General features: G+C 69.8%; 20 protein-coding genes. 14 read left to right on the forward strand and 6 right to left on the reverse strand.

Annotated elements, in window-relative coordinates; translation table 11 throughout:
- Positions 1 to 27 precede the first annotated feature (27 nt).
- The 5 genes from PARJ55_RS0102690 to PARJ55_RS0102710 all read left to right on the forward strand — a co-directional run bounded on the left by PARJ55_RS0102690 (position 28) and on the right by PARJ55_RS0102710 (position 5,077).
- The gene (locus tag PARJ55_RS0102690) at positions 28 to 1,422 is read left to right on the forward strand and encodes an MFS transporter (RefSeq protein WP_256380422.1); all 1,395 of its coding nucleotides are present in this window, start codon (positions 28 to 30) and stop codon (positions 1,420 to 1,422) included.
- Positions 1,419 to 2,291 carry a penicillin-insensitive murein endopeptidase gene (gene mepA, locus PARJ55_RS0102695; protein ID WP_028711589.1) on the forward strand — a complete coding sequence of 291 codons (873 nt, stop codon included), beginning with the start codon at positions 1,419 to 1,421 and terminating at the stop codon, positions 2,289 to 2,291. The genes PARJ55_RS0102690 and mepA overlap by 4 nt, the downstream gene beginning before the upstream one ends.
- Positions 2,264 to 3,232, forward strand: a complete 969-nt coding sequence (locus PARJ55_RS0102700; protein ID WP_028711590.1) for an esterase-like activity of phytase family protein — start codon at positions 2,264 to 2,266, stop codon at positions 3,230 to 3,232. The genes mepA and PARJ55_RS0102700 overlap by 28 nt, the downstream gene beginning before the upstream one ends.
- Entirely contained in the window at positions 3,229 to 4,362 is a 1,134-nt protein-coding gene (locus PARJ55_RS0102705) for a serine hydrolase (protein WP_028711591.1), read from the forward strand. Before PARJ55_RS0102700 ends, PARJ55_RS0102705 begins: the two co-directional genes overlap by 4 nt.
- Before the next feature lie 100 nt (positions 4,363 to 4,462).
- Complete coding sequence (locus tag PARJ55_RS0102710) at positions 4,463 to 5,077, forward strand: VUT family protein (protein WP_028711592.1); 615 nt, start codon at positions 4,463 to 4,465, stop codon at positions 5,075 to 5,077.
- Between the two features lie 388 nt (positions 5,078 to 5,465).
- On the opposite strand, the gene PARJ55_RS0102715 is transcribed toward PARJ55_RS0102710, so the two are convergent.
- A complete protein-coding gene (locus PARJ55_RS0102715; protein ID WP_028711593.1) occupies positions 5,466 to 6,647 on the reverse strand; it encodes an acetyl-CoA C-acyltransferase family protein in 1,182 nt (393 codons plus the stop codon).
- A gap of 104 nt (positions 6,648 to 6,751) precedes the next feature.
- Between PARJ55_RS0102715 and PARJ55_RS0102720 the strand changes: the two genes are divergently transcribed.
- The 5 genes from PARJ55_RS0102720 to PARJ55_RS0102740 all read left to right on the forward strand — a co-directional run bounded on the left by PARJ55_RS0102720 (position 6,752) and on the right by PARJ55_RS0102740 (position 10,312).
- Positions 6,752 to 7,108: a winged helix-turn-helix domain-containing protein gene (locus PARJ55_RS0102720; protein WP_028711594.1), complete on the forward strand. Its 357-nt coding sequence runs from the start codon at positions 6,752 to 6,754 to the stop codon at positions 7,106 to 7,108.
- Positions 7,109 to 7,174: 66 nt separating this feature from the next.
- Entirely contained in the window at positions 7,175 to 7,915 is a 741-nt protein-coding gene (gene modA / locus PARJ55_RS0102725; RefSeq protein ID WP_028711595.1) for a molybdate ABC transporter substrate-binding protein, read from the forward strand.
- The gene (gene modB / locus PARJ55_RS0102730) at positions 7,912 to 8,616 is read left to right on the forward strand and encodes a molybdate ABC transporter permease subunit (RefSeq protein ID WP_028711596.1); all 705 of its coding nucleotides are present in this window, start codon (positions 7,912 to 7,914) and stop codon (positions 8,614 to 8,616) included. The genes modA and modB overlap by 4 nt, the downstream gene beginning before the upstream one ends.
- A complete protein-coding gene (gene modC / locus PARJ55_RS0102735; protein WP_084637772.1) occupies positions 8,616 to 9,659 on the forward strand; it encodes a molybdenum ABC transporter ATP-binding protein in 1,044 nt (347 codons plus the stop codon). The genes modB and modC overlap by 1 nt, the downstream gene beginning before the upstream one ends.
- Positions 9,660 to 9,733: 74 nt before the next feature.
- On the forward strand, positions 9,734 to 10,312 hold the full coding sequence (locus PARJ55_RS0102740; RefSeq protein WP_028711598.1) for a lytic transglycosylase: 579 nt from the start codon (positions 9,734 to 9,736) through the stop codon (positions 10,310 to 10,312).
- A gap of 167 nt (positions 10,313 to 10,479) precedes the next feature.
- Here the strand turns inward: PARJ55_RS0102740 and PARJ55_RS0102745 are convergent, their stop codons facing one another.
- Together PARJ55_RS0102745 and PARJ55_RS0102750 are read right to left on the reverse strand one after the other, a co-directional pair.
- A complete protein-coding gene (locus PARJ55_RS0102745) occupies positions 10,480 to 11,076 on the reverse strand; it encodes an outer membrane lipoprotein carrier protein LolA (RefSeq protein ID WP_036697277.1) in 597 nt (198 codons plus the stop codon).
- Between the two features lie 90 nt (positions 11,077 to 11,166).
- Positions 11,167 to 12,426: a UbiH/UbiF/VisC/COQ6 family ubiquinone biosynthesis hydroxylase gene (locus tag PARJ55_RS0102750; RefSeq protein ID WP_156929413.1), complete on the reverse strand. Its 1,260-nt coding sequence runs from the start codon at positions 12,424 to 12,426 to the stop codon at positions 11,167 to 11,169.
- A gap of 94 nt (positions 12,427 to 12,520) precedes the next feature.
- Here PARJ55_RS0102750 and PARJ55_RS0102755 point away from each other — a divergent pair, with 94 nt between their 5' ends.
- The 4 genes from PARJ55_RS0102755 to PARJ55_RS0102770 all read left to right on the forward strand — a co-directional run bounded on the left by PARJ55_RS0102755 (position 12,521) and on the right by PARJ55_RS0102770 (position 18,413).
- On the forward strand, positions 12,521 to 13,846 hold the full coding sequence (locus PARJ55_RS0102755) for an amidase (RefSeq protein WP_028711601.1): 1,326 nt from the start codon (positions 12,521 to 12,523) through the stop codon (positions 13,844 to 13,846).
- Positions 13,847 to 13,974: 128 nt separating this feature from the next.
- A complete protein-coding gene (locus PARJ55_RS0102760) occupies positions 13,975 to 15,168 on the forward strand; it encodes an aminotransferase class I/II-fold pyridoxal phosphate-dependent enzyme (RefSeq protein ID WP_028711602.1) in 1,194 nt (397 codons plus the stop codon).
- Between the two features lie 3 nt (positions 15,169 to 15,171).
- A complete protein-coding gene (locus PARJ55_RS0102765; RefSeq protein WP_028711603.1) occupies positions 15,172 to 17,841 on the forward strand; it encodes a DNA translocase FtsK in 2,670 nt (889 codons plus the stop codon).
- 113 nt (positions 17,842 to 17,954) lie between these two features.
- Positions 17,955 to 18,413 (forward strand): hypothetical protein, encoded by a 459-nt coding sequence (locus tag PARJ55_RS0102770; RefSeq protein WP_028711604.1) that lies wholly within the window; start codon positions 17,955 to 17,957, stop codon positions 18,411 to 18,413.
- A 27-nt stretch (positions 18,414 to 18,440) separates the two neighbouring features.
- Here the strand turns inward: PARJ55_RS0102770 and PARJ55_RS0102775 are convergent, their stop codons facing one another.
- The 3 genes from PARJ55_RS0102775 to PARJ55_RS0102785 are packed head-to-tail and all read right to left on the reverse strand — an operon-like array spanning position 18,441 to position 21,603.
- Complete coding sequence (locus tag PARJ55_RS0102775) at positions 18,441 to 19,529, reverse strand: HlyD family secretion protein (protein WP_028711605.1); 1,089 nt, start codon at positions 19,527 to 19,529, stop codon at positions 18,441 to 18,443.
- Positions 19,526 to 21,175: an MFS transporter gene (locus tag PARJ55_RS21420; RefSeq protein WP_036697280.1), complete on the reverse strand. Its 1,650-nt coding sequence runs from the start codon at positions 21,173 to 21,175 to the stop codon at positions 19,526 to 19,528. The genes PARJ55_RS0102775 and PARJ55_RS21420 overlap by 4 nt, the downstream gene beginning before the upstream one ends.
- Positions 21,172 to 21,603 (reverse strand): MarR family winged helix-turn-helix transcriptional regulator, encoded by a 432-nt coding sequence (locus PARJ55_RS0102785; RefSeq protein WP_028711606.1) that lies wholly within the window; start codon positions 21,601 to 21,603, stop codon positions 21,172 to 21,174. The genes PARJ55_RS21420 and PARJ55_RS0102785 overlap by 4 nt, the downstream gene beginning before the upstream one ends.
- Positions 21,604 to 21,607: the final 4 nt, after the last annotated feature.

Below are 21,607 nucleotides of genomic sequence, written 5' to 3' on the forward strand. Positions count from 1 at the left end.
TATGCGCCCCGAAAGGCGGAACACAGGGTGCGCTTCAGCGCATCCCAAGGGCGGGGAACCATCATGGAACGCAGACGCATCTGGGGCTGGTGGTTCTTCGACTGGGCCAGCCAGCCCTTCGCGACGCTGCTGATGACCTTCATCTTCCCGGTCTATTACGCCGAGGTCGCCCGCCAGCACTATACCGCGCAAGGCATGACGCCCGAGGCGGCGGGCGCGGCGGCGCAGTCGCTCTGGGGCTACGGTCTGGGCATCTGCGGGGTGATCATCGCGGTCCTGGCCCCGGTGCTGGGCGCCATCGCCGACAATACCGGGCGGCGGCTGGTCTGGGTCTGGATCTTTTCCGCCTTCTACATGGCAGGGTCCTGGGGGCTGTGGTTCCTGATGCCCGACCAGCCGAACCTGCACCTGGCCATCGTCAGCTTCGGCATCGGGCTGATCGGCATGGAATTCGCCACCATCTTCACCAATGCCCTGCTGCCCGGGCTGGCGCCGCATGACGAGATCGGCCGCATCTCGGGCTCGGGCTTCGCCTTCGGCTATCTCGGCGGCGTCATCGCGCTGGCCGCGGTGCTGCTGCTTCTGGCCGAGAACGCCCAGACCGGCCGCACCATGCTGGGCATCCCTCCGGTGCTGGGCCTCGATCCGGCGCTGCGCGAGGGCACGCGGGCCGTGGGGCCGTTCACGGCGCTGTGGTATCTGGCCTTCATGATCCCCTTCGCGCTTTGGGTGCCGGAAACGCGGGGGCCGCGCCGGCCGCTGCATCTGGGCGCGGCCATGGCGGAACTGGGCCGGCTGCTCGCCAGCCTGCGGCACCGGCATTCGCTGGCGGCCTGGCTGGCCTCGTCCATGTTCTCGCGCGATGCGCTGAACGCGCTTTACGCCTTTGGCGGGGTCTATGCCGGCACGGTGCTGGGCTGGCCGGTCTTTCTGGCCGGGGTCTTCGGCGTGGTCAGCGCCGTTTCGGCCGCCGTCATCAGCTGGATCGGCGGCCGCGCCGACCGGCGCTGGGGGCCGAAGCCGGTGATCGTCGCCTGCACGCTGGTGTTGATCGGCGTGTGCATCCTCGTCACCGGCATGAGCCGCCAGCAGGTGCTGGGCCTGCCGCTGGCCGAGGGCTCGCGCCTGCCCGATGCGCTGTTCTTCCTCTGCGGCGCGCTGATCGGCGGCGCGGGGGGCGCGCTGCAATCGGCTAGCCGCACCATGATGGTGCGCCACACCACGCCGGAACGGGCCACCGAGGCCTTCGGCCTTTACGCGCTGTCGGGCAAGGCGACGGCTTTCCTTGCGCCCCTGTTGATCGCCACGGTGACGGATGTGACCGGAAGCCAACGGCTCGGCATCTCTCCGCTCATCGTGATGTTCCTTCTGGCGCTGGTTCTGCTAGTTTGGGTCAAAGCAAAAGGAGAGGCCGAGCAGTGATCCGCAAATTCCTGACCGCCGCCGTGCTGGCGCTGACCGGGCTTGGCCTCGTGCAGCCCGCCGGGGCCGACCCGCTGGCCCGCAGCGTCTTCGGCGCCGTTCCCGGCCCGACCGGAGGCGCACCCGTCTCGATCGGGTTCTATTCCAAGGGCTGCATCTCGGGCGCCGTGCAACTGCCGGAATCCGGCCCGACCTGGCAGGCCATGCGCCTGTCCCGGAACCGCAACTGGGGCCATCCCGAACTGGTCAGCTTCCTGATCGGCCTGTCGCAGGCGGCGCGCCAGGTGGGCTGGCAGGGGCTCTATATCGGCGACATGGGCCAGCCGAGGGGCGGGCCGATGACCTCGGGCCATGCCAGCCACCAGTCCGGGCTCGACGCCGATATCTGGATGCTGCCGCCGCAAAGCCTGCGCCTGACCGCGGCGCAGCGCGAGAAGATCTCGTCGCAATCGGTGGTGAACAAGGCCGGCACCGCGCCCTCGGGCCTGTGGAACGGCGGGCACATGGCGATCATGCGCGCCGCCGCCCGCGACCCCAGGGTCGAGCGCATCTTCGTCGATCCGGTCGCCAAGCTCGCCATGTGCCAGACCGAGACCGGCGACCGCAGCTACCTGCGCAAGATCCGGCCGCTGGGCGGCCACGACTATCACTTCCACGTCCGGATGGCCTGCCCGGCAGGCTCGGTCTGCCAGCAGCAGGACGCGCCGCCCCCCGGCGACGGTTGCGCCGAGGCGGCGGAATGGATCAAGAACCGCATCGATCCCAGCCGGGTCAAGCCGGTTCCGCCCGACCCGAACTATCGCCACCCCCGCAGCTTCAGGCTAAGCGAGATGCCCCGTCAATGCCAGGTCGTCGCCACCGCCCGCTAGGGCGCGGCGGCACGGCCGGCGGCGCGGCAGCGCGGCCCCGCCGCCTGCCGGGCCTTGCGCTGTCGCTGCTGCTGCTCTCGGCCTCGTCGGCCTGCGCGGCCGACCCGGCGCCGCCGGCCGCGCCGAAGGCGGATTACGTCGCGACCTATGTCTGGCAGATGGAGGACGAGGATTTCGGCGGCTTCTCGGGCATCGAGATCAGCGCCGACGGCAGTCGCTTCACCGCGCTCTCGGATCGCGCCACCCTTCGCTGGGGCAGCGTCCAGCGCGATGCGCAGGGCCGCATCCGCGGACTGGAGCCGGCCGGCCGCGCGCGCCTGCGCGACAGCGCCGGCCAGCCGCTGAAGCCCGGCTGGCAGGGCGACAGCGAGGGGCTGGCCATCGCCCCGGACGGCACGATCTGGGTCAGCTTCGAGGGGCTGACCCGCGTCGCGGGCTACGACACCCCCGACAGTCCGGCCAAGCCCCTGCCCCGGCCGCCGGAATTCAAGGCGATGCAGCGCAATTCCTCGCTGGAGGCGCTGGCGATCCTGCCCGACGGCACGCTCCTGACCCTGCCCGAGCGATCCGGCGCCCTGACCCGGCCCTTTCCGGTCTGGCGCTGGCGGAACGGCAAATGGGACCAGCCCTTCTCGATCCCGCGCTCGGGCGACTGGCTGGCGGTGGGCGCCGATATCGGCCCGGACGGGCGCTTCTACCTGCTGGAACGCGACTTCAAGGGCCTCTTGGGCTTCCGCTCCCGCGTCCGGCGCTTCGACCTGTCGGAAAGCGGCGTCTCGAACGAGCGGGTGCTGCTGGAATCGCGGCCGCTGCAATACGACAACCTCGAAGGGATCTCGGTCTGGCATGACGGGCAGGGCATCCGCATCACGCTGATCTCGGACGACAATTTCGGCTGGCTGCAGCGCACGGAACTGGTCGAATACCGGGTGGCGGAATGAGCCTTGCCGCCTGCATCGCCGCGCTGGACCGCGCGGTCGAAAGCGCCCTGGCCGAGCGGCGGATCGTCGGCAGCGTGGTCCTGCTGGCCGAGGATGGCCGGCTGGTCCATGCCCGCGCCGAAGGTTTCGCCGACCGCGAGGCCGCCCGGCCGATGCGCCGGGGGACCTGGCTGCGCTATGCTTCGGTCTCGAAGCCCTTCACCACGGTCGCGGCGCTGCGGCTGATCCAGGCGGGGCAGCTGTCTCCCGAGGATCCGGTGACGCGCTGGCTGCCGGATTTCGTCCCGGCGCTGCCCGACGGCAGCCGCCCCGTGATCACCGTGGACCAGCTGATGTCGCATCTGGCGGGGCTCGACTACGGCTTCAACCAGCCGCCGGACGGCCCCTATGCCCGCGCCGGGGTCTCGGACGGGATCGGCGACAGCGGCATCTCGCTGGCCGAGAACCTGCGCCGCATCGCCTCGGTGCCGCTGGACCGGTTGCCCGGGTCGCGCTGGCGCTATTCGGTGGCGACCGATGTGCTGGGCGCAGTGATCGAGGCGGCCGCCGACATGCCGCTGCCCGAGGCCATGGCCCGGCTGGTGACCGACCCCCTGGGCATCAAGGCCGGTTTCCACGCCCCGGACTCCGCCGACCTGGCCGCGAACTACGCCGATGCCCGCCCCCAGCCGCAGCGGATGCGCGGCCCGACCAGGGTCAGGAACCCGCTGCAGCCCGAGCAAAGCTACGCCTACCTGCCCGAGCGCATTCGCGACCCCTCGGCCTATCCTTCGGGCGGCGGCGGCATGGCCGGCACGGCCGGGGCCGCGCTGGCGCTGCTGGAAACCCTGCGCACGGGCTCCTTCCTCGGCGACGACCTGCGCACCGAGGCGCAGCGCAACCGCATCCGCCAGCGCCATCCGCTGCGCGGTCCGGGCTGGGGCCATGCCTGGGCGGGCGCGGTCGTCACCGATGCCGTGGCGGCGGGCATCGGCCTGCCGCAGGGCAGCCTGAGCTGGGGCGGCATCTACGGCCACAGCTGGATCGTCGATCCCGCCCGCCGCCGCAGCCTGGTCGCGCTGACCAATACCGCGGTCGAGGGCATGAACGGCGCCTTCGCGGTGGAAATTGCCGCCGCGGCCGCGCTATAAGCCCGCACGAGATCGTTGACAGAATCCCCGGACGGCCTTATGGGGCCTTGCCCCGGACGGGGCCGAGTCTCCGCGACCTTGCCAAAACGGAAAAACAGACATGCCCCGCCTTCTTCCCGGCGTCATCGCCATGGCCACCGTCGTGGTGGCCTCGAACATCCTGGTCCAGCACCTGCTGGGCTCCTGGCTGACCTGGGGAGCGCTGACCTATCCGGTCGCCTTCCTGGTGACCGACATCATGAACCGGGTCTATGGCCCGACCGCCGCGCGCAAGGTGGTCTATGCCGGCTTCGTGACCGGCGTGCTCTGCTCGGTCGTGGCCGCCGGCATGGACAAGACCACGCTGCGCATTGCCGTCGCCTCGGGCGCCGCCTTCCTTTCGGCGCAGCTGATGGACATCTCGGTCTTCAACCAGTTGCGAAAATACAACTGGTGGCTACCACCCCTGGCGGCCAGCGTCGTCGGCTCGATCATCGACACCACCATTTTCTTCAGCATCGCCTTTGCCTCGCAGCTGACGCCGATCTTCCCCGCGGACGATGTTTCCTGGGCAAATGAACTGGTTCCGCTGCTGGGGCATGGCCCCGTGCAGCCGCTCTGGGTCTCACTGGCCGTCGCGGACTGTTCGGTGAAGCTTGCGCAAGCGGTGCTGGCGCTCGTGCCGTTCCGCATCGTCGTCGGAAATTTGATCCAGCGCCGCGCGCAAATTCATTGACTGTTAACGGTTCTGTGGCAGGCTGAACCCATACGGCAACTTATTGAAAGGAGGTGGTCCAGTGTCGAGAGTGATATTGGAGAGAGGTGTCGGGACAGTCAGGGGGGCCGTGGCCTGAGGGCAGCCCCAAGGGTCGTAAACCCTGGCTGGGACGGTGGGCACCAACCCTAACCGGACCATCTCCGTGGATCTCGCGAGCCGTTCTCCAGCAGAACGGCTCGTTCCATTTTCCGGCCAATGCCACACCCCCCGAGCGCCGCGCCCGTGGCAAGGTCGCATGGGTATTTGGAAAACAGAGAAGCGACCTGGACTTCTCTGTTTTCCAAATACCCATAGGAGGGTGCCGTCAAAGCCCCGGCCCCGATGCAGGGACCGGGTCGAGCCAGGCTCAGATACGCTCGATGGCCAGCGCGATGCCCTGGCCGCCGCCGATGCACATGGTGATCAGGCCCTTGCGGCCGCCGGTGCGCATCAGCTCGTACATGGCCTTGACGGTGACGATGGCGCCGGTCGCCCCGACCGGATGACCCAGCGCGATGGCGCCGCCGTTCGGATTGACCTTGGCAGGGTCGAGGCCCAGCCCCTTGTTCACTGCCAGGGCCTGCGCGGCGAAAGCCTCGTTCGATTCGATCACGTCGAAATCGCCGGCCTTCAGGCCGGTGCGCTTCAGCAGCGCCTCGACCGCGGGCACCGGGCCGATGCCCATGACCTCGGGGCGCACCCCCGCCACGGCATAGCCGAGCACCCGGAACAGCGGCCTGGCGCCCGCCGCCTGCGCCGCCTCGGCCCGCGCCAGCACCAGCGCCGCCGCGCCGTCATTGATGCCCGAGGCGTTGCCGGCGGTGACCGTGCCGTCCTTCTGGAACACCGCCTTCAGCCCGGCCAGCTTCTCCAGATCCGTCGCTTTCGGGTGCTCGTCGGTGTCGAAGGCCACCATGCCCTTGCGGGTCTTGATCTCGATGGGGACGATCTGCTCCTTGAAGCGGCCCTCGGCGATGGCGGCGGCGGCGCGCTTCTGGCTTTCCAGCGCGAAATCGTCCTGCGCCTGGCGCGAGATGTCGTGCTCGCGCGCGACGTTTTCCGCCGTCACCCCCATATGGCCGGTGCCCATCGGGCAGGTCAGCGCGCCGACCATCATGTCGAGCATCTGCACGTCGCCCATCTTGGCGCCGAAGCGCGCCGCGGGCACCGCATAGGGCGCGCGGCTCATCGATTCCGCGCCGCCCGCCACGGCAAAATCCGCATCGCCCAGCATCAGTGCCTGCGCGGCCGAAACGATGGCCTGCGCCCCCGAGCCGCAGAGCCGGTTCACGTTCATCGCCGGCGTGGTGTCCGGCACCCCGGCCTCCAGCATCGCCACGCGCGACAGATACATGTCGCGCGGCTCGGTGTTCAGCACATGGCCGAAGACCACGGTGCCGATGCGCTCGGCGCCGATGCCCGCGCGCTCGATCGCGGCGCGGGTCACGGTCGCGGCCAGCTGGATCGGCGGCACGCCCGCCAGGCTGCCGCCGAAGGTGCCGATGGCCGTGCGCGCGCCGGACAGGATGACGATTTCGTTCTCGGACATGATTCCTCCGGTCATGCTGGAATTTTATTACTCGTAGCCGCGCGGCAGCGAACGGAAAAGACCCGGCCTCTTGCAACGTTGCGGAAACCGCGCAAGATGCGGCCATGACGAACGATCCCCGGCTGAGCCTCCGCCTGCATTTCGATTCCGGCCTGACCTTCGGGCGCGGCAAGGCCGACCTGCTGCAAGGCATTGCCGAGGAAGGCTCGATCTCGGCCGCCGGGCGGCGCATGAAGATGAGCTATCGCCGCGCCTGGTCGCTGGTCGAGGAGATGAATGCGCATTTCGATGCACCCCTGGTCGACAGCAGCCGTGGCGGCGCCAGGGGCGGCGGCGCCCAGCTGACCGAACGGGGTCGGCAGGTGCTGGCCGATTACCGGGCGCTGGAGGCGCTGCTGCGCGATCAGGGCGCCGGGCAGCTGGCGCGGCTTCGCGCCGGCCAGCGATCTGTTTCAGCGTAAATAACGGTTGCCAGACGGCCAGCCGCCTGGTTATGTCCATTGAAACATAACGAATGGACCAGCCCGATGCGCCTGTCTTTCCTTGCCGCCGCCCTGATCGCGCTTGCCCCCGCCGCGCAGGCCGACGAGATCACCATCTTCGCCGCCGCCAGCCTCAAGGACGCGCTGGACGAGATCGCCGCCGATTGGCAGAGAAGCCATGACGATACGGTGGCCATCTCCTATGCCGGCAGCTCTCAGCTGGCCAAGCAGATCCAGGAGGGGGCGCCGGCCGACCTGTTCATCTCGGCCTCGACGGACTGGATGGACGCGGTGCAGGAATCGGGCGACATCGACCCGGCCACGCGCAAGGATCTCTTGGGCAATACGCTGGTGCTGGTCGGAACCGGCAAGCCGGCCGAGGCGCCGGTGACCGAGCTGCCCGCCCTGCTGGGCGACGGCAAGCTGGCCATGGCGCTGGTCGATTCCGTGCCCGCCGGGCAATACGGCAAGGCGGCGCTGACCTCGCTGGGCCTCTGGGATCAGGTGGAAAGCCAGGTCGCGCAGGCCGACAACGTCCGCGCCGCGCTGAAGCTGGTCGCCACCGGAGAGGCGCCCCTGGGCATCGTCTACGGAAGCGACGCCGTGGCCGAGCCGGGCGTGGGCGTGGTCGCCACCTTCCCGGCCGACAGCCATGACAAGATCACCTATCCCGGCGCCGTGACCAGGGCCGCCGACACGCCGCAGGCCGCCGCCTTCCTTGACAGCCTGTCGCAGGAGCCGGCAAAGTCGATCTTTGAATCTCAAGGCTTCACCGTCACGCAATGATCCCCACCGACTGGCTTGGCCCTCAGGAATGGCAGGCCGTGCGCCTGTCCCTGCGGGTGGCCTGCGTCGCCACGCTCGCCAGCCTACCCTTTGCCGTCGCCATCGCCTGGCTTCTGGCGCGACGGCGGTTTCCCGGGCACGGGCTGCTGAGCGGCCTCGTGCATCTGCCGCTGATCCTGCCGCCGGTCGTCACCGGCTACCTGCTGCTGGTCACCTTCGGCACGCAGGGGCCGGTGGGCAGCCTGCTGAAGCCCTTGGGCATCGTCTTCGCCTTTCGCTGGACCGGCGCGGCGCTGGCCTGCGGCATCATGGGCTTTCCGCTGATGGTGCGCGCCATCCGGCTGGGCTTCGAGGCGGTGGACCCCAGGCTGGAACAGGCCGCCGCCACCCTGGGCGCGCCGCGGGCCTGGATCTTCCTGACCGTGACCCTGCCCCTGATCCTGCCCGCCATCCTGGCCGGCGCCACGCTGGGCTTCGCCAAGGCGATGGGCGAGTTCGGCGCCACCATCACCTTCGTCTCGAACATTCCCGGCCAGACCCAGACGCTGCCCTCGGCCATCTATGCGCTGCTGCAGGTGCCCTCGGGCGATGCGGCGGCGCTGCGGCTGGTGCTGGTCTCGGTGGTGATCGCCATGGCGGCGGTGCTGGTCTCGGAATGGCTGGCATGGCGCATGTCGGCGCGCATATCGGGGCGGCGCTGATGCTGGCAGTCGCCTTTCGCCACCGCTTTCCCGGCCTGGCGCTGGATGTCGCCTTCGAGGCGCCGGGCGGCGTGACGGCGCTGTTCGGCCCCTCGGGCTGCGGGAAAAGCACGGCGATCAACGCCATCGCCGGGCTCTTGCGCCCCGACCACGGCCGGATCGCGCTGAACGGGCGGGTGCTGTGCGACAGTAGGACCAATCTGCCGCCTCAGGCGCGGCGCATCGGCTGCGTGTTCCAGGACGCGCGGCTGTTTCCGCATATGACGGTGGCGGCGAACCTGCGCTATCCCTCGCGCTGGCGGCGCGGCGCGGCGCGGGATTTCGACCGCATCGTCGAGATGCTGGCGCTGGCGCCGCTGCTGGCGCGCCGCCCCGGCACGTTGTCGGGCGGCGAGCGCCAGCGCGTCGCCATCGGCCGGGCGCTGCTGTCGGACCCGGCGCTTTTGGTGATGGACGAGCCGCTGGCGGCGCTGGACGAGGCCCGCAAGGCCGAGATCATGCCCTGGCTGGAACGCCTGCGGGACGAGATCCGATTGCCGATCCTCTATGTCAGCCATTCGGTCCCCGAAGTGCTGCGGCTGGCGACGACGGTGGTGCTGATGCGGCAGGGTCGCGTCACCCATTCCGGCCCGCTGACCGAGATCCTGGCCGATCCGGCGCTGGCCCCGCAACTCGGCGCGCGCGAGGCCGGCGCGCTCATCCGCGCCACGGTCGAGGGGCGCGAGCCCGACGGCATGACAAGGGTCGCCACCGCCGGGGGGCCGATGCTGTTGCCGGAACTGGATCTGCCCCCCGGGCGGGTGCTACGGCTGCGAATCCTCGCGCATGAGGTGATCCTGGCGCGCGAGGCGCCGCTGGGCCTCTCGGCCCTGAACGTGCTGCCGGTCGCGGTGACGCGGATCGAGGGCGGGCTGGTGCAGCTGGCCCTGGGCGATGAGCGGATGCTTGCGCAAGTCACGCCGCGCTCGGTCAAGGCACTGGAATTGCAGCCGGGCACCGCCTGCCATGCGGTCGTGAAATCGGTCTCGGTCCTGCCTAGCTAGGTCGGGTCGAGGCTTTGTCATTTGCGCGACCCCGGAAATTTCGCTTATCCTGCCCGCAAAAACATGAGGGCAGTATGAACAGGTTTCTCAAGCTCGCCATCGTCGGGCTGGTGGCCTCTTGCGGAGGAGGCGGGAACTACAAGGCACCGCGCAATCTGGAAAACGCCTGCGCCCTGGCGGCGGAACGGCCCGCCTATATGCGCGCGATGAAGGCGACAGAGCGGCGCTGGGGCATCCCCGTCCACGTCCAGATGGCGACGATTCACCAGGAATCGAAATTCATCGGCGATGCCCGGACCCCGCATCAATATGCGCTGGGGATCATCCCGATCGGGCGGCAGAGCTCGGCCTATGGCTACAGCCAGGCGCTGGACAGCACCTGGGACGATTACCGCAAGCAGACCGGCAACCGCCGCGCCCGGCGCGACAACATCAAGGACGCCACCGATTTCATGGGCTGGTACATGAACGATTCGGCGCGGATGCTGGGCATCTCGAAATGGGATGCCGGCGCGCAATACCTGGCCTATCACGAAGGCCGCAGCGGCTTCGCCAAGGGATCGCACAATTCCAAGCCCTGGCTGGTGAACGTGGCCGGCAAGGTTCAGACCCGGTCCGAGCTTTACCGGATGCAGCTCGCCTCCTGCCGCTGAGCCGCCGTAGCGCGGCCGCATAGGAGTATTTGGGAAACGGTGAAAGACCGAAGCCCCGCGCTCGGTTTCTCTGTTTCTCAAATACCCATGCCGGCCGTTCCACGGGCGCGGCGCAGGAGAACGGGGCCGCAAGGCCGCCACCAATTCATGCCGGCCCGCCGCGGTCTTCAGCGGCGGCGGGCGATCTCGTTCTCGATGGCGAAGGTCGAGGGCGCGAAGCTGACCCCGGTCTGCATGTCGCCCAGGATGACGGTGGTGCGCTTGCCGGTGTCGTCGGTCACCACCCATTGCCGCAGCTGCGTCGGATTGGCGGTGAAGACCATCTGGATATTGCCGTATTCCGGATGCTGCGGGTCCTGCGCGGTGACGACGGTGGTGTTCTTCTTCTCGGCATAGCCGGTGACCATCCGCGCCTGGCCCAGGTTGATGTTCGGCGCCAGGATCAGCGACAGCGGCGTCTTGGACAGCGGATATTGCTGCGGGCCGCCGCGCGTCTTGCCGTCGAACACCGCGACCTGCCCGGCCGAGGCCAGCACCAGCGTCCGGTCGCCCTTGTATTCGAAGCGCACCCGGTTCGGGCGGTGGATGTAAAGCACCCCGGTCGAGATCGAGCCGTCGGCATTCACCTGGGTGAAATCCGCCTTGGCGGTCTTCAGGCCGTTGAGATAGCGCGAGATCTCGTTCAGCGGGATCTTCTCGGCCAGGGCGGGAAAGGCCATGGCCAGACACAGGACGGGGGCGAGGGCGAGCGTTTTCAGTTTCATGGGCTGGATGATACCGATCCTTCGATGTCTTGCACATCACGTTCGCTGGATGCGCGGCGCCTCAACGCTGACGGCGGCGTGAGCGTTCCGTCACAGCCGTCGCCCGGTCAGCAGCCGCGGCATCGGATCAAGGCCCAGCCCCGCCGCCTGCCGCATGAAGCCGCGCCGCAGCGGCGGAATGGCATCGACCAGGCCCATGCCGATCTCGCGCGCGGCGCGCAGCAGCGGATTGGCATTGGAAAACAGCGTGTTCACCCCGTCCATGCCAAGGGCCAGCGCCGTCGCGTCCGGGCGGCGCCAGTCCTGATAGCGGGCCAGCACCGGCGCGGCGCCGATATCCTCGCCGCGGCGGCGGGCGGCGACGATCACCTCGGCCAGCGCCGCCACGTCGCGCAGGCCCAGGTTCAGCCCCTGCCCGGCGATGGGATGCACGCCATGCGCCGCGTCGCCGACCAGCGCCACGCGCGCATCGACATAGCGCTCGGCCAGCGTCAGGTTCAGCGGATAGGAGAATCGCGGGCCGGCCAGCCGGATTTCGCCCAGGAAATCGCCGAAGCGCGGGCGCAGGACGGCCAGGAAGTCCGGGTCCGGCAGTTCGATGACGGCGCGGGCCTGGGCCTCGGCCTCGGACCAGACGATCGAGCTGCGATTGCCCGGCAGCGGCAGGATCGCCAGCGGCCCGGTGGGCATGAAATACTGATGCGCGGTGCCGTGATGCGGCAAGTCGTGATCGACCGCCGCGACCAGCGCGATCTGGCCGTAATCATGGCCGATGCGCCGGATTCCGGCCCGCGCCGCCACGCCCGACTGCCGCCCGTCGGCCCCGACCAGCAGCGCCGCGCGCAGCACGCGGCCGTCCGACAGCGTGGCGCGGATGGCCGGGCCGTCGGGCTGCTGCCCGATGACCGAAAGGCCCGGCAGATGCGCGACCCGGTCCTGCATCCCGGCCAGCAGCGCGCGGTAAAGGAACCGGTCCTCGAGCATGTAGCCCAGCCGGCCCTCCTCCATCTCGGCGCCGTCGAAATGCAGGCCGAAGGGACCGGCGCCTTCGCCCGGCACGCCCTGCGTGGCCTCGACCTTGCGGATCTCCTGCGCCTTGTCGGCCAGGTCGCGCCACAGCCCCAGCGCGGCCAGCAGCCGCTGCGAGGCCAGGGCCAGCGCATAGGCGCGGCCGTCGAAAGCGTCGCCGGCGCGGGCATCGGCGGGGCGGGCATCGACCACGGCCACCGACAGGCCCGCATCGGCCAGCGCCAGCGCCAGCGCCGGGCCGTTCAGCCCGCCGCCCGCGATCAGGATGTCGAAATCGGTCTTCATGCTGCGCAATATGACCGTCGGCGAGGCAATGTCCATGCGTCTCCGTCGCCGCCAAGCGGCATTGCGGGCGCCTGCGCGGCGGGATAGCCTGTGCCTTATTTGGTATTTGAACGTTTGTCGGGGGATGGGCATGGATTGGCTCAAGGTGTCAGCGGCGGAACAGGGCCGGGCGATCCTCGCCGGGCTCATCAGCCCGGTCGGGCAGGCCGAGGCCTATCTGGACGCAGCCGCCCGCCACCCCTATGGCGACCGCATCTATGCCCGGCTGACCCCCGAACGCGCCCGGGCCGAGGCCATCGCCGCCCATGACCGGGCCCGCGCAGGGCTGCGGCGCGGGCTGCTGGACGGGGTGGCGATCAGCTGGAAGGACAATATCGACAGCGCCGGCACCGCGACCGAGGCGGGCTCGCGCCTGCTGGAGGGCCGGGTGCCCGAGCGCGACGCCGCCATCCTGGCCGGCGCGACGCTGGACGGGCTGGTCTGCCTGGGCAAGACACATATGACCGAACTGGCCTTTTCCGGGCTGGGGGTGAACCCGATGACGGCGACCCCGCCGAACAGCATCGACCAGGAGCTGGCGCCGGGCGGATCAAGCGCGGGGGCGGCGGTCTCGGTGGCGCTGGGGCTGGCGGCGGCAGCCGTCGGCTCGGATACCGGCGGCTCTCTGCGGGTGCCGGCGGCCTGGAACGGGCTGGTCGGCTTCAAGCCCACGCAGGGCGCCGTCAGCGGCGAGGGCATCGTGCCGCTGTGCCGCCGCTTCGACGTGGCCGGCCCCATCGCCCGCACGGTCGAGGATTGCGCCGAGCTTTTCGCCGTGCTGCGCGGCGAGCCCGCGCCCGACCTGGCCGGGGCCGGCCCGCGCGGCCTGCGGCTGATGGTGCTGGACGGCGTGCCCTTCGACGAGGCGCGCAAGGAGCCCGTGGCCGGTTTCGAGGATGCGGTGGACCGCCTGGCCCGCGCCGGCGCCCGCATCACCCATGCCGCGCCGCCCTGCGTGGCCGAGGCCATGGTGCTGGCGCCGCTGCTTTTCGCCCCCGAGGCCTATGGCATCTGGCGCGAGCAGATCGAGGCGGCGCCCGAGCTGATGTATCCGCCGATCCTGGAACGCTTCCGGGGCGGCCAGTTCGTGCTGGCCGCGGATTACGTCGCCGCCTGGGAAGAGCTCGACCGGCTGCGCGCCGACTGGGCGCGGCTGGTCGCCGGCTTCGACGCGGTGATCCTGCCCACGGCGCCGATCCTGCCGCCGCCGGTGGACCGGCTGCTGGCCGAAGAGGAGTTCTTCGCGCGCGAGAACCTGCTGACCCTGCGCAACACCCGCATCGCCAATCTGCTGGGCCTGCCGGCGATCAGCCTGCCGACCGGCCATCCGGCCTGCGGCATCATGCTGATGGGCCGCGCGGGCGGCGACCGCGCCCTGCTGGCCGCCGCCGCCGGGGCCGAGGCCGGCCTGCGCTGACCCCCGGATTTTCCGGGCAAATCCGGGGCGGGCAGGCGCAATCTTCCCGCGAAACTCTGGACGCATGGGGGGATTGCCGGTAATCTTGCGACGAAACGGGGCGCGACGACCCCGAACGAGAGGCAGTCATGGCAATTCCCGAGCGGTTCTCGAACCTGCCGGATTACGCGTTTCCGCGCCTGCGGAAACTGCTCGCGGGCATTGAGCCCGGGGGCGATCCCCTGATCCTGACCATTGGCGAACCGCGCCACGCGCTGCCGGATTTCGTCGGGCCGGTCATGGCCGAAAGCATCGCCGATTTCGGCAGATACCCCGCGAACGAGGGCACGGCCGAACTGCTGGCCGCGATCTCGGGCTGGCTGAAGCGGCGCCACGGGCTGGATGTGGCGCCCGAGCGCATCATGGCGCTGAACGGCACGCGCGAGGGGCTGTTCAACGCCGCCCTGGCGCTGGCGCCCGAGCGCAAGAACGGCCAGAAGCCCGCAATCCTGGTCCCGAACCCGTTCTATCAGGTCTATGCCGTGGCCGCCGCCGCCGTGGGCGCCGAGCCCGTCTTCGTGCCCGCCACGCCGGAAACCGGCCACCTGCCGCGCTTTGCCGACCTGCCCGCCGCGGTGCTGGACCGCGCCACCGTGGCCTATCTGTGCTCGCCCGCCAATCCGCAGGGCAGCATCGCCTCCGAAGACTACCTCGAAGAGCTGATCGCGCTGGCGGAGAAGCACGATTTCCTGGTGTTTTCCGACGAATGCTATTCCGAGATCTGGCGCGACGCGCCGCCGCCCGGCGCGCTTGCCGTGGCGACGCGCATGGGCCTGCCCGACCGGGTGGTGATGTTCAACTCGCTGTCGAAACGCTCGAACCTGCCGGGGCTGCGCTCGGGCTTCGCGGCGGGCGGGAAGGAACAGATCGCGCAGATGCGGCGGCTGCGCAGCTATGCCGGCGCCCCCCTGCCCCTGCCGGTGCAGCGGGTCAGCGCCATGGCCTGGGGTGACGAGGGCCATGTCGAGGCCAGCCGCGCGCTCTATCAGCAGAAATACGCCATCGCCGACCGGGTGCTGGGCAATGTGCCGGGCTATCAGCCGGTCGCGGGCGGCTTCTTCCTGTGGCTGCCGGTGCCGGAAAGCGTCGGCACCGGCGAGGCGGCGGCCAGGAAGCTTTGGGCCGAGGCCGGCATCCAGGTGCTGCCCGGCGCCTATCTGGCCCGCGACGGCCAGGCCGGCAATCCCGGCCGGAATTTCATCCGCGTGGCGCTGGTCGCCCCGGCGGACCAGACCGAGGCGGCGCTGAACCGCCTGAAAAACTGTTTGTATCAAGGGGGTTGACGCATGGCGAGCTGGCAGGCGAAACACCGCGATCCGCTGTTCGACCAAAGCACGCAGGCGGCGCTGGAACGGCGCGGCAAGGAGTTGCTGGGCGCAGGCCTGGTCATCCTGGGCGTGCTGATCGCGATGATGCTGGTCAGCTATTCCCCCGACGATCCCAGCTTCATGTCGGCGACCGACCAGCCGGCGCAGAACTATCTGGGCCGCTTCGGCGCCTATGTCGCCTCGGCGCTGTTCATGATCACCGGCTACGGCACCTGGGTCCTGGTCGTCGGTGCCGTGGCCTGGGGCCTGCGGCTGATGCTGCACCGGGGCGAGGAACGGCTGATGCGCGGCATCTTCCTGCCCATCGCCATGGTGCTGGTGTCGATCTATGCCACCTCGATGACCCCGCCCCTCGACTGGACGCAAAGCTTCGGTCTGGGCGGGCATCTGGGCGACATGCTGATGGGCGGCATGCTGTCCGCGATGCCGATGAAGGCCTCGATCGCCATCAAGCTGCTGGCGCTGCTGACCGCCATCGGCGCCCTGGCCTTCCTGGCCTTCGTGCTGGGCTTCGACCGCAAGGAACTGGCGGCCATCGGCACCTTCCTGCGCGACGGGCTGGCCACCGCCCGCATCCTGGCGCTGCATGCGGTGGATCGCGGGGCGCGGCTGTCCTCGGGCGCGGCGCGCGGGATCAGGACCCGGGCCGAGGCCCGGCGCGAGCGTGCCGGCCGCTCTGGCGACGCAGCCCTGCCGCAGGCGTCGCGCCGCAGCCTGCCGGGCCTGCGCCCTGCCCCGGCCCCCTTGGCCGAGGACCGCGAGTTCGCCCCCCAGCCCGAGCTGATCGACCCCGAGACGCATTATGCCGAGGATGACGAACCGCCTTCGGACGCCGCGATCAGCGCCCGCATCACCGATGCCATCCGCACCCGTTCGGAAGGCAAGAGCCTGCTGTCGGCGGTGACCGCGCGGCTGACCGGCGCCCGCGCCGCCCCGGCGCGCGCCGAGCCGCCGCTGAGCGCCGAGGAGGACGAGGACGAGGATTTCGCCGAACCCGTCAGCGCCGCGCCCTTCGGCGCAGAAACGCCGCGCGTCGTGGTGCCGCCGAAGAAACCCGCCCCCTCGCGGCAGGCGCAGTCCGAGGCGCAGCCGGCGCTGCGCTTCGACGAATCGGCCAGCCATTACGAGCATCCGCCGCTGTCGCTGCTGACCGCGCCGACCACCGTCGAGCGTCATCAGCTGTCGCAAGAGGCGCTGATGGAAAACGCCCGCATGCTGGAAGCGGTGCTGGACGATTACGGCGTCAAGGGCCAGATCACCGAGGTCCGCCCCGGCCCGGTGGTCACGCTTTACGAGTTGGAGCCGGCGCCGGGGCTGAAGGCCAGCCGGGTGATCGGCCTGGCCGACGACATCGCGCGCAGCATGTCGGCGCTGTCGGCGCGCGTCTCGACCGTGCCCGGTCGCTCGGTGATCGGCATCGAGCTGCCCAATGCCCGGCGCGAGAAGGTGGTGCTGCGCGAGATCCTGGCCTCCAAGGCCTATGGCGACGGCACCCAGCCGCTGCCGCTGGCGCTTGGCAAGGATATCGGCGGCGGGCCGGTGGTGGCGAACCTGGCCAAGATGCCGCACCTCTTGATCGCCGGGACCACCGGCTCGGGCAAGTCGGTGGCGATCAACACCATGATCCTGTCGCTGCTCTACAAGCTGACGCCCGAGGAATGCCGCCTCATCATGATCGACCCCAAGATGCTGGAACTGTCGGTCTATGATGGTATCCCGCATCTGCTTTCCCCCGTCGTCACCGATCCCAAGAAGGCCGTGGTCGCCCTGAAATGGGTCGTGGGCGAGATGGAGGAACGCTATCGCAAGATGTCCAAGATGGGTGTGCGCAACATCGAGGGCTATAACGGCCGCGTGCGCGAGGCGCTGGACAAGGGCGAGCTGTTCAAGCGCACCGTGCAGACCGGCTTCGACGAGGACACCGGCGAGCCGGTCTTCGAGACCGAGGAATTCCAGCCCGAGACCTTCCCCTATATCGTCGTCATCGTCGACGAGATGGCCGACCTGATGATGGTGGCCGGCAAGGAGATCGAGGCCTGCATCCAGCGCCTTGCGCAGATGGCGCGGGCCTCGGGCATCCACCTGATCATGGCGACGCAGCGGCCCTCGGTCGATGTCATCACCGGCACGATCAAGGCGAACTTCCCGACCCGGATCAGCTTCCAGGTCACCTCCAAGATCGACAGCCGCACCATTCTGGGCGAGCAGGGCGCCGAGCAGTTGCTGGGCCAGGGCGACATGCTCTACATGGCCGGCGGCTCGCGCATCACCCGCGTCCACGGGCCTTTCGTCAGCGACGAGGAGGTCGAGGAGGTGGTGAACCACCTGAAAAGCTTCGGCCCGCCCAGCTACATGTCCGGCGTGGTCGAGGGCCCGGACGAGGAGCGCGCCGACAGCATCGACCAGGTGCTGGGGCTCAGCACCGGCGAGGGCGGCGATGCCGAACTTTACGACATGGCCGTCGCCATCGTCGCCAAGGACCGCAAATGCTCGACCTCCTACATCCAGAGGAAGCTCGCCATCGGCTACAACAAGGCCGCGCGGCTGGTCGAGCAGATGGAAGAGCAGGGCGTCGTCAGCCCGGCGAACCATGTCGGAAAGCGCGAGGTCCTGGTGCCGGAGGTCTGAGGCCGGCCGCATATCGGAATCGGGGCCGGGCCGCTGCGCCCGGCCTTTTTCATGCCTCTGGCCGGTGCGCCGGGGCCTTGCTAGAAAAGCTTGGCAGCGAAACGGGATACATCATGCGGATTGGCACGACGAACGAAATATGGGCGCTGTGCCGGCAGCGCAGGCTGCGCATCCCCGAGATCGGCCAGGCCGCCGCCGCGCTGGCGCCCGAGATCGAGCAGCAGAGGGAACGGCAGGGATTGCAGGCCGGCGGGCCCTGGCACTTCATCTCTCGCGGCCTGCCGAAGGATGGCGAAACCCTCTTCGACTGGTCGATCTGCCGCCCCGTCATCTGGGCAGGGCGGGAGAACGGCGCGGCCGGGCTTTGCCATCTGCCGGCCGTCCCCGTGGCCAGCGTGATCCATGCCGGGCCGCTGGCGACCCTGTTCGGCGAAGGCTACGCCCCGCTTCTGGCGGCGATCCGTGAATCCGGCCGGACGCTGACGGGCGAAAGCCGCGAGGTCTATCACGACTGGACAGGGGCCGGCGAGGACCGCCAGACCATCGAGATCCAGTTCTGCCTGGCCGATTGAGCGGGAGGCGGGCAGGCCGGGCCGCCCCTATCCCGCATGACCCATGATCAGCGGCGCCGCGCTGGCAGAGTGCTCCTGCGCGGCCGAGCCCTCGTCCACGGTGACCACCACCGACAGGCCGGGCTCCAGATAATGCGCCATCTCCTGCCCCGGGTCGATGCTGATGCGCACCGGCAGGCGCTGCGCCACCTTGGTGAAATTGCCGGTGGCGTTTGACGCGGACAGCAGGCTGAACTCGGAGGCCGTGGCCGGCGAGAACGCCTCGATGCGGCCGGTGAAGCTGCGATGCCGCATCGCGTCCACGGTGAAGGTGGCACGGTCGCCGACGCGCATGCCATGCAGCTCGGTCTCGCGGAAATTGGCGATGACCCAGACCTCGGGGCCGACATGGCTGACCAGCGCGGTGCCGGCGGTCACATACTGGCCCAGCCGCACCCCGACCTGACCCAGCCGCCCGTCCGAGGGCGCGCGGATCACCGTGTTGTCCAGATCGATCTGCGCCAGTTCCACCGCCGCCCTGGCCGAGGCGATCTCGGCGCGTTTCGCGGCCAGCCCGACCTCGGCGCCGGCGACGTTCTCGCGCGCGACCGCGATGGCGCTTTCGGCCTGGGTGACGGCCGCTTCGGCCTGACGCAGCGCCAGCTCGGTCTGGTCGGCCGAGCTTTGCGCGGTCACGCCGCGCGATTGCAGGGCCTGCGCCCGGTCCCAGGTCGATGCCGCCGTGTCCCGGGCCGCCTGCGCCGCGGAAAGCGCCGCCTCGGCCGATTGCTGGCTGGCGCGGGCGGATTGGACGCTCTGCTCCTGGATCTTCAGCGCCGCCTCGGCGCCTTGCAGGCTGGCCTGGGCCTGGGCCAGCTTCTGGCGATACTGCCGGTCGTCGAGCCGGGCGATGACCTGGCCCCGGGTCACCGGCTGGAAGTCCCGCACCTCGACCGCCGCCACATAGCCCGAAAGCTGCGGCGCGATGGTGGTCAGCTGGCCGCGGATATAGGCGTTCTCGGTCTGGGGATGCGCCGGGCGAAACGGCGGCAGGTGCCAAGCGTAAAGCACGATCAGCAGGCCGGCCAGGCCGGCGGCAAGGGCGATCAAGGTCGGGACAAGGTGGTTTCTGGTCATGATGTCTTGGGCTCGGAAAGGGGCTGGGCGACAGCCGGCAGCGGCGCGCGGCGCGCCACCAGCCAGTCGCGGAACAGGTGCAGGAGCAGCGCGCAAAGCGCCGCCGCCGCGACGAGGAAGGTCAGGAAATAGGCGTCGTTATAGGCCATGACATAGGCCTGCGCGCCGGCGTCCTGGGCGATCTGCGCCACCGCCTGCGCCTGGCGCTGCGCGGCATCGGCGATCTGCGGCGCCAGCGCCATGCTGCGCTGCGCGATCTCGGCCGCGGTCAGCGGGTCGGCGGCGGTCAGCTCCTCGCGCAGCACCTGCAGGTGCAGGGCCTGACGGTGATTGATGAGGGTCGAGAACAGGCCGGACCCCACGGCCCCGCCCAGCGATTGCGTGGACAGAAAGACGATCACGAAGGACAGGATGTAGTTCGGCCCGCGCGCCAGGGCCGAAAGCAGCCCGCGCATCATCGCCGGCGCCAAGAAGAGCGAGCCGGCAAAGGCGATCATCGCCTGGCTCAGCATCATCTGCGCCGGCCGGGTGTCGATGGTGGCATGGCTGTCCATGAAGGCGCCGGCGGCGATCAGCGCCAGCGCGATGATGTGGAACAGCGGCACGCGCTCGGGCTTCATGAAGGGGATCAGCGCCAGCCCGCCCAGCACCGTCGCGGCCGAGATCAGCGCGAAAAGCGGCACCAGCTGGTCCTGCGTCACGCCCAGCACCTGGAACATGCGCGGCGCGCCCGAGCTCTGCTCGGACAGCACCAGCCGGAAGATCAGCAGCGTCGCCGTCAGGTGCAGCATGGCCGGGCTGGCCAGCCAGCGGATGTCCAGAAGCGGCGCCTTGCGGTGCAGCTCGATCACCACGGCCAGCGTCAGCGCCACGATGGCCAGCGCCAGCACCCAGCCCAGCCAGGCGACATCGGTCCACCAGTAGATCGAGCCCATGACGAAGGCCACCGTCAGCCCGCCGAAACCAGTGGCGATCAGCAGCCAGCTGACCAGGTCCATCGCGGCGATCACCTTGACGCGCGGCTGCGAGGCCAGCGGCAGGGCATAGACCAGCCCCAGCGAGACCGCCGCCATGCCAAGCGCCATGACATGCAGCCCGTCCCAGCCGTGATCGCCCATCAAAGCGGGCGAGATCACCCGCGCCAGCATCGGCCCGGCGGCGACCATGGCCAGCACCATCGGCAGGCCCAGCCGCATCTTCCAGGCCGGCGGCAGCGGTTCCAGCATATACATGAAGGCCAGCGTCGACAGCGGCGCCGAGGCCATGCCGGCGAAGAACTGCACCGTCACCGCCGAGCGCAGGTCCGAGATGGCGAAGGCCGCCAGCGAGACCGCCAGATAGACCAGGATCGCCACCTCGGCAAAGCGGCGCAGGCCGAACTGGGTGCGGATCTTGATCAGCAGGATCGGCATCGAGGCGCGCGGGATCATGAAGGCCGCCATCAGCCAGCTCGCCTGTGTGGTGGTGGCGCCCAGGTCGCCGGCGATCTGCGGGATGTTGGTGCTGACGAAGCCCTGCGCCAGACCCTGCGTCAGGCCGATGGTCACCGAGGCGCCGATATAGCCCAGCGTGGCCGGCCAGGACATCGGCACGAAGGGCGGCGGCGCGGGCGCGGCCGGGGCAGGGTCGGCGGCGGGCTGGCTCATGCCTGCCTCAGCTTTTCCGCATTCAGCGCCATCTGCGCCAGCGTGCGGCGCGTCGCCGCCAGATCCTCGGGCGGGATGCCCTCGGCCAGCGCGGCATCGACCTCGGCACGGAAGCCCAGCAGCGGCTCGATGCGCGCCGCCTCGGTCAGGAAGATGGCGTGCTTGCGGCCGTCCTCGGGGATCGGGCGGCGTTCGGCCAGGCCCTGATCCTCCAGCGCGTCCAGCAGGCGCTTCAGCGTCGGCGTCTCGATGCCGAGGATGGCGGCAAGCTCGGCCTGGCTCGCGCCCTCGTTCCGGCCGATGGTGGTCAGGAGCCGGGCGCGGGCAAAGGTCAGCCCGTGTTGTTCGACGCGGCTCTCGAAGGCCGAGCGCAGCGTCTGGGTCAGGGCGATCAGCGATTCCAAAAGGGTGAAGGAACGGTCTGGCATGGAA

Source organism: Paracoccus sp. J55, from assembly GCF_000513975.1.
Classification (GTDB): domain Bacteria; phylum Pseudomonadota; class Alphaproteobacteria; order Rhodobacterales; family Rhodobacteraceae; genus Paracoccus.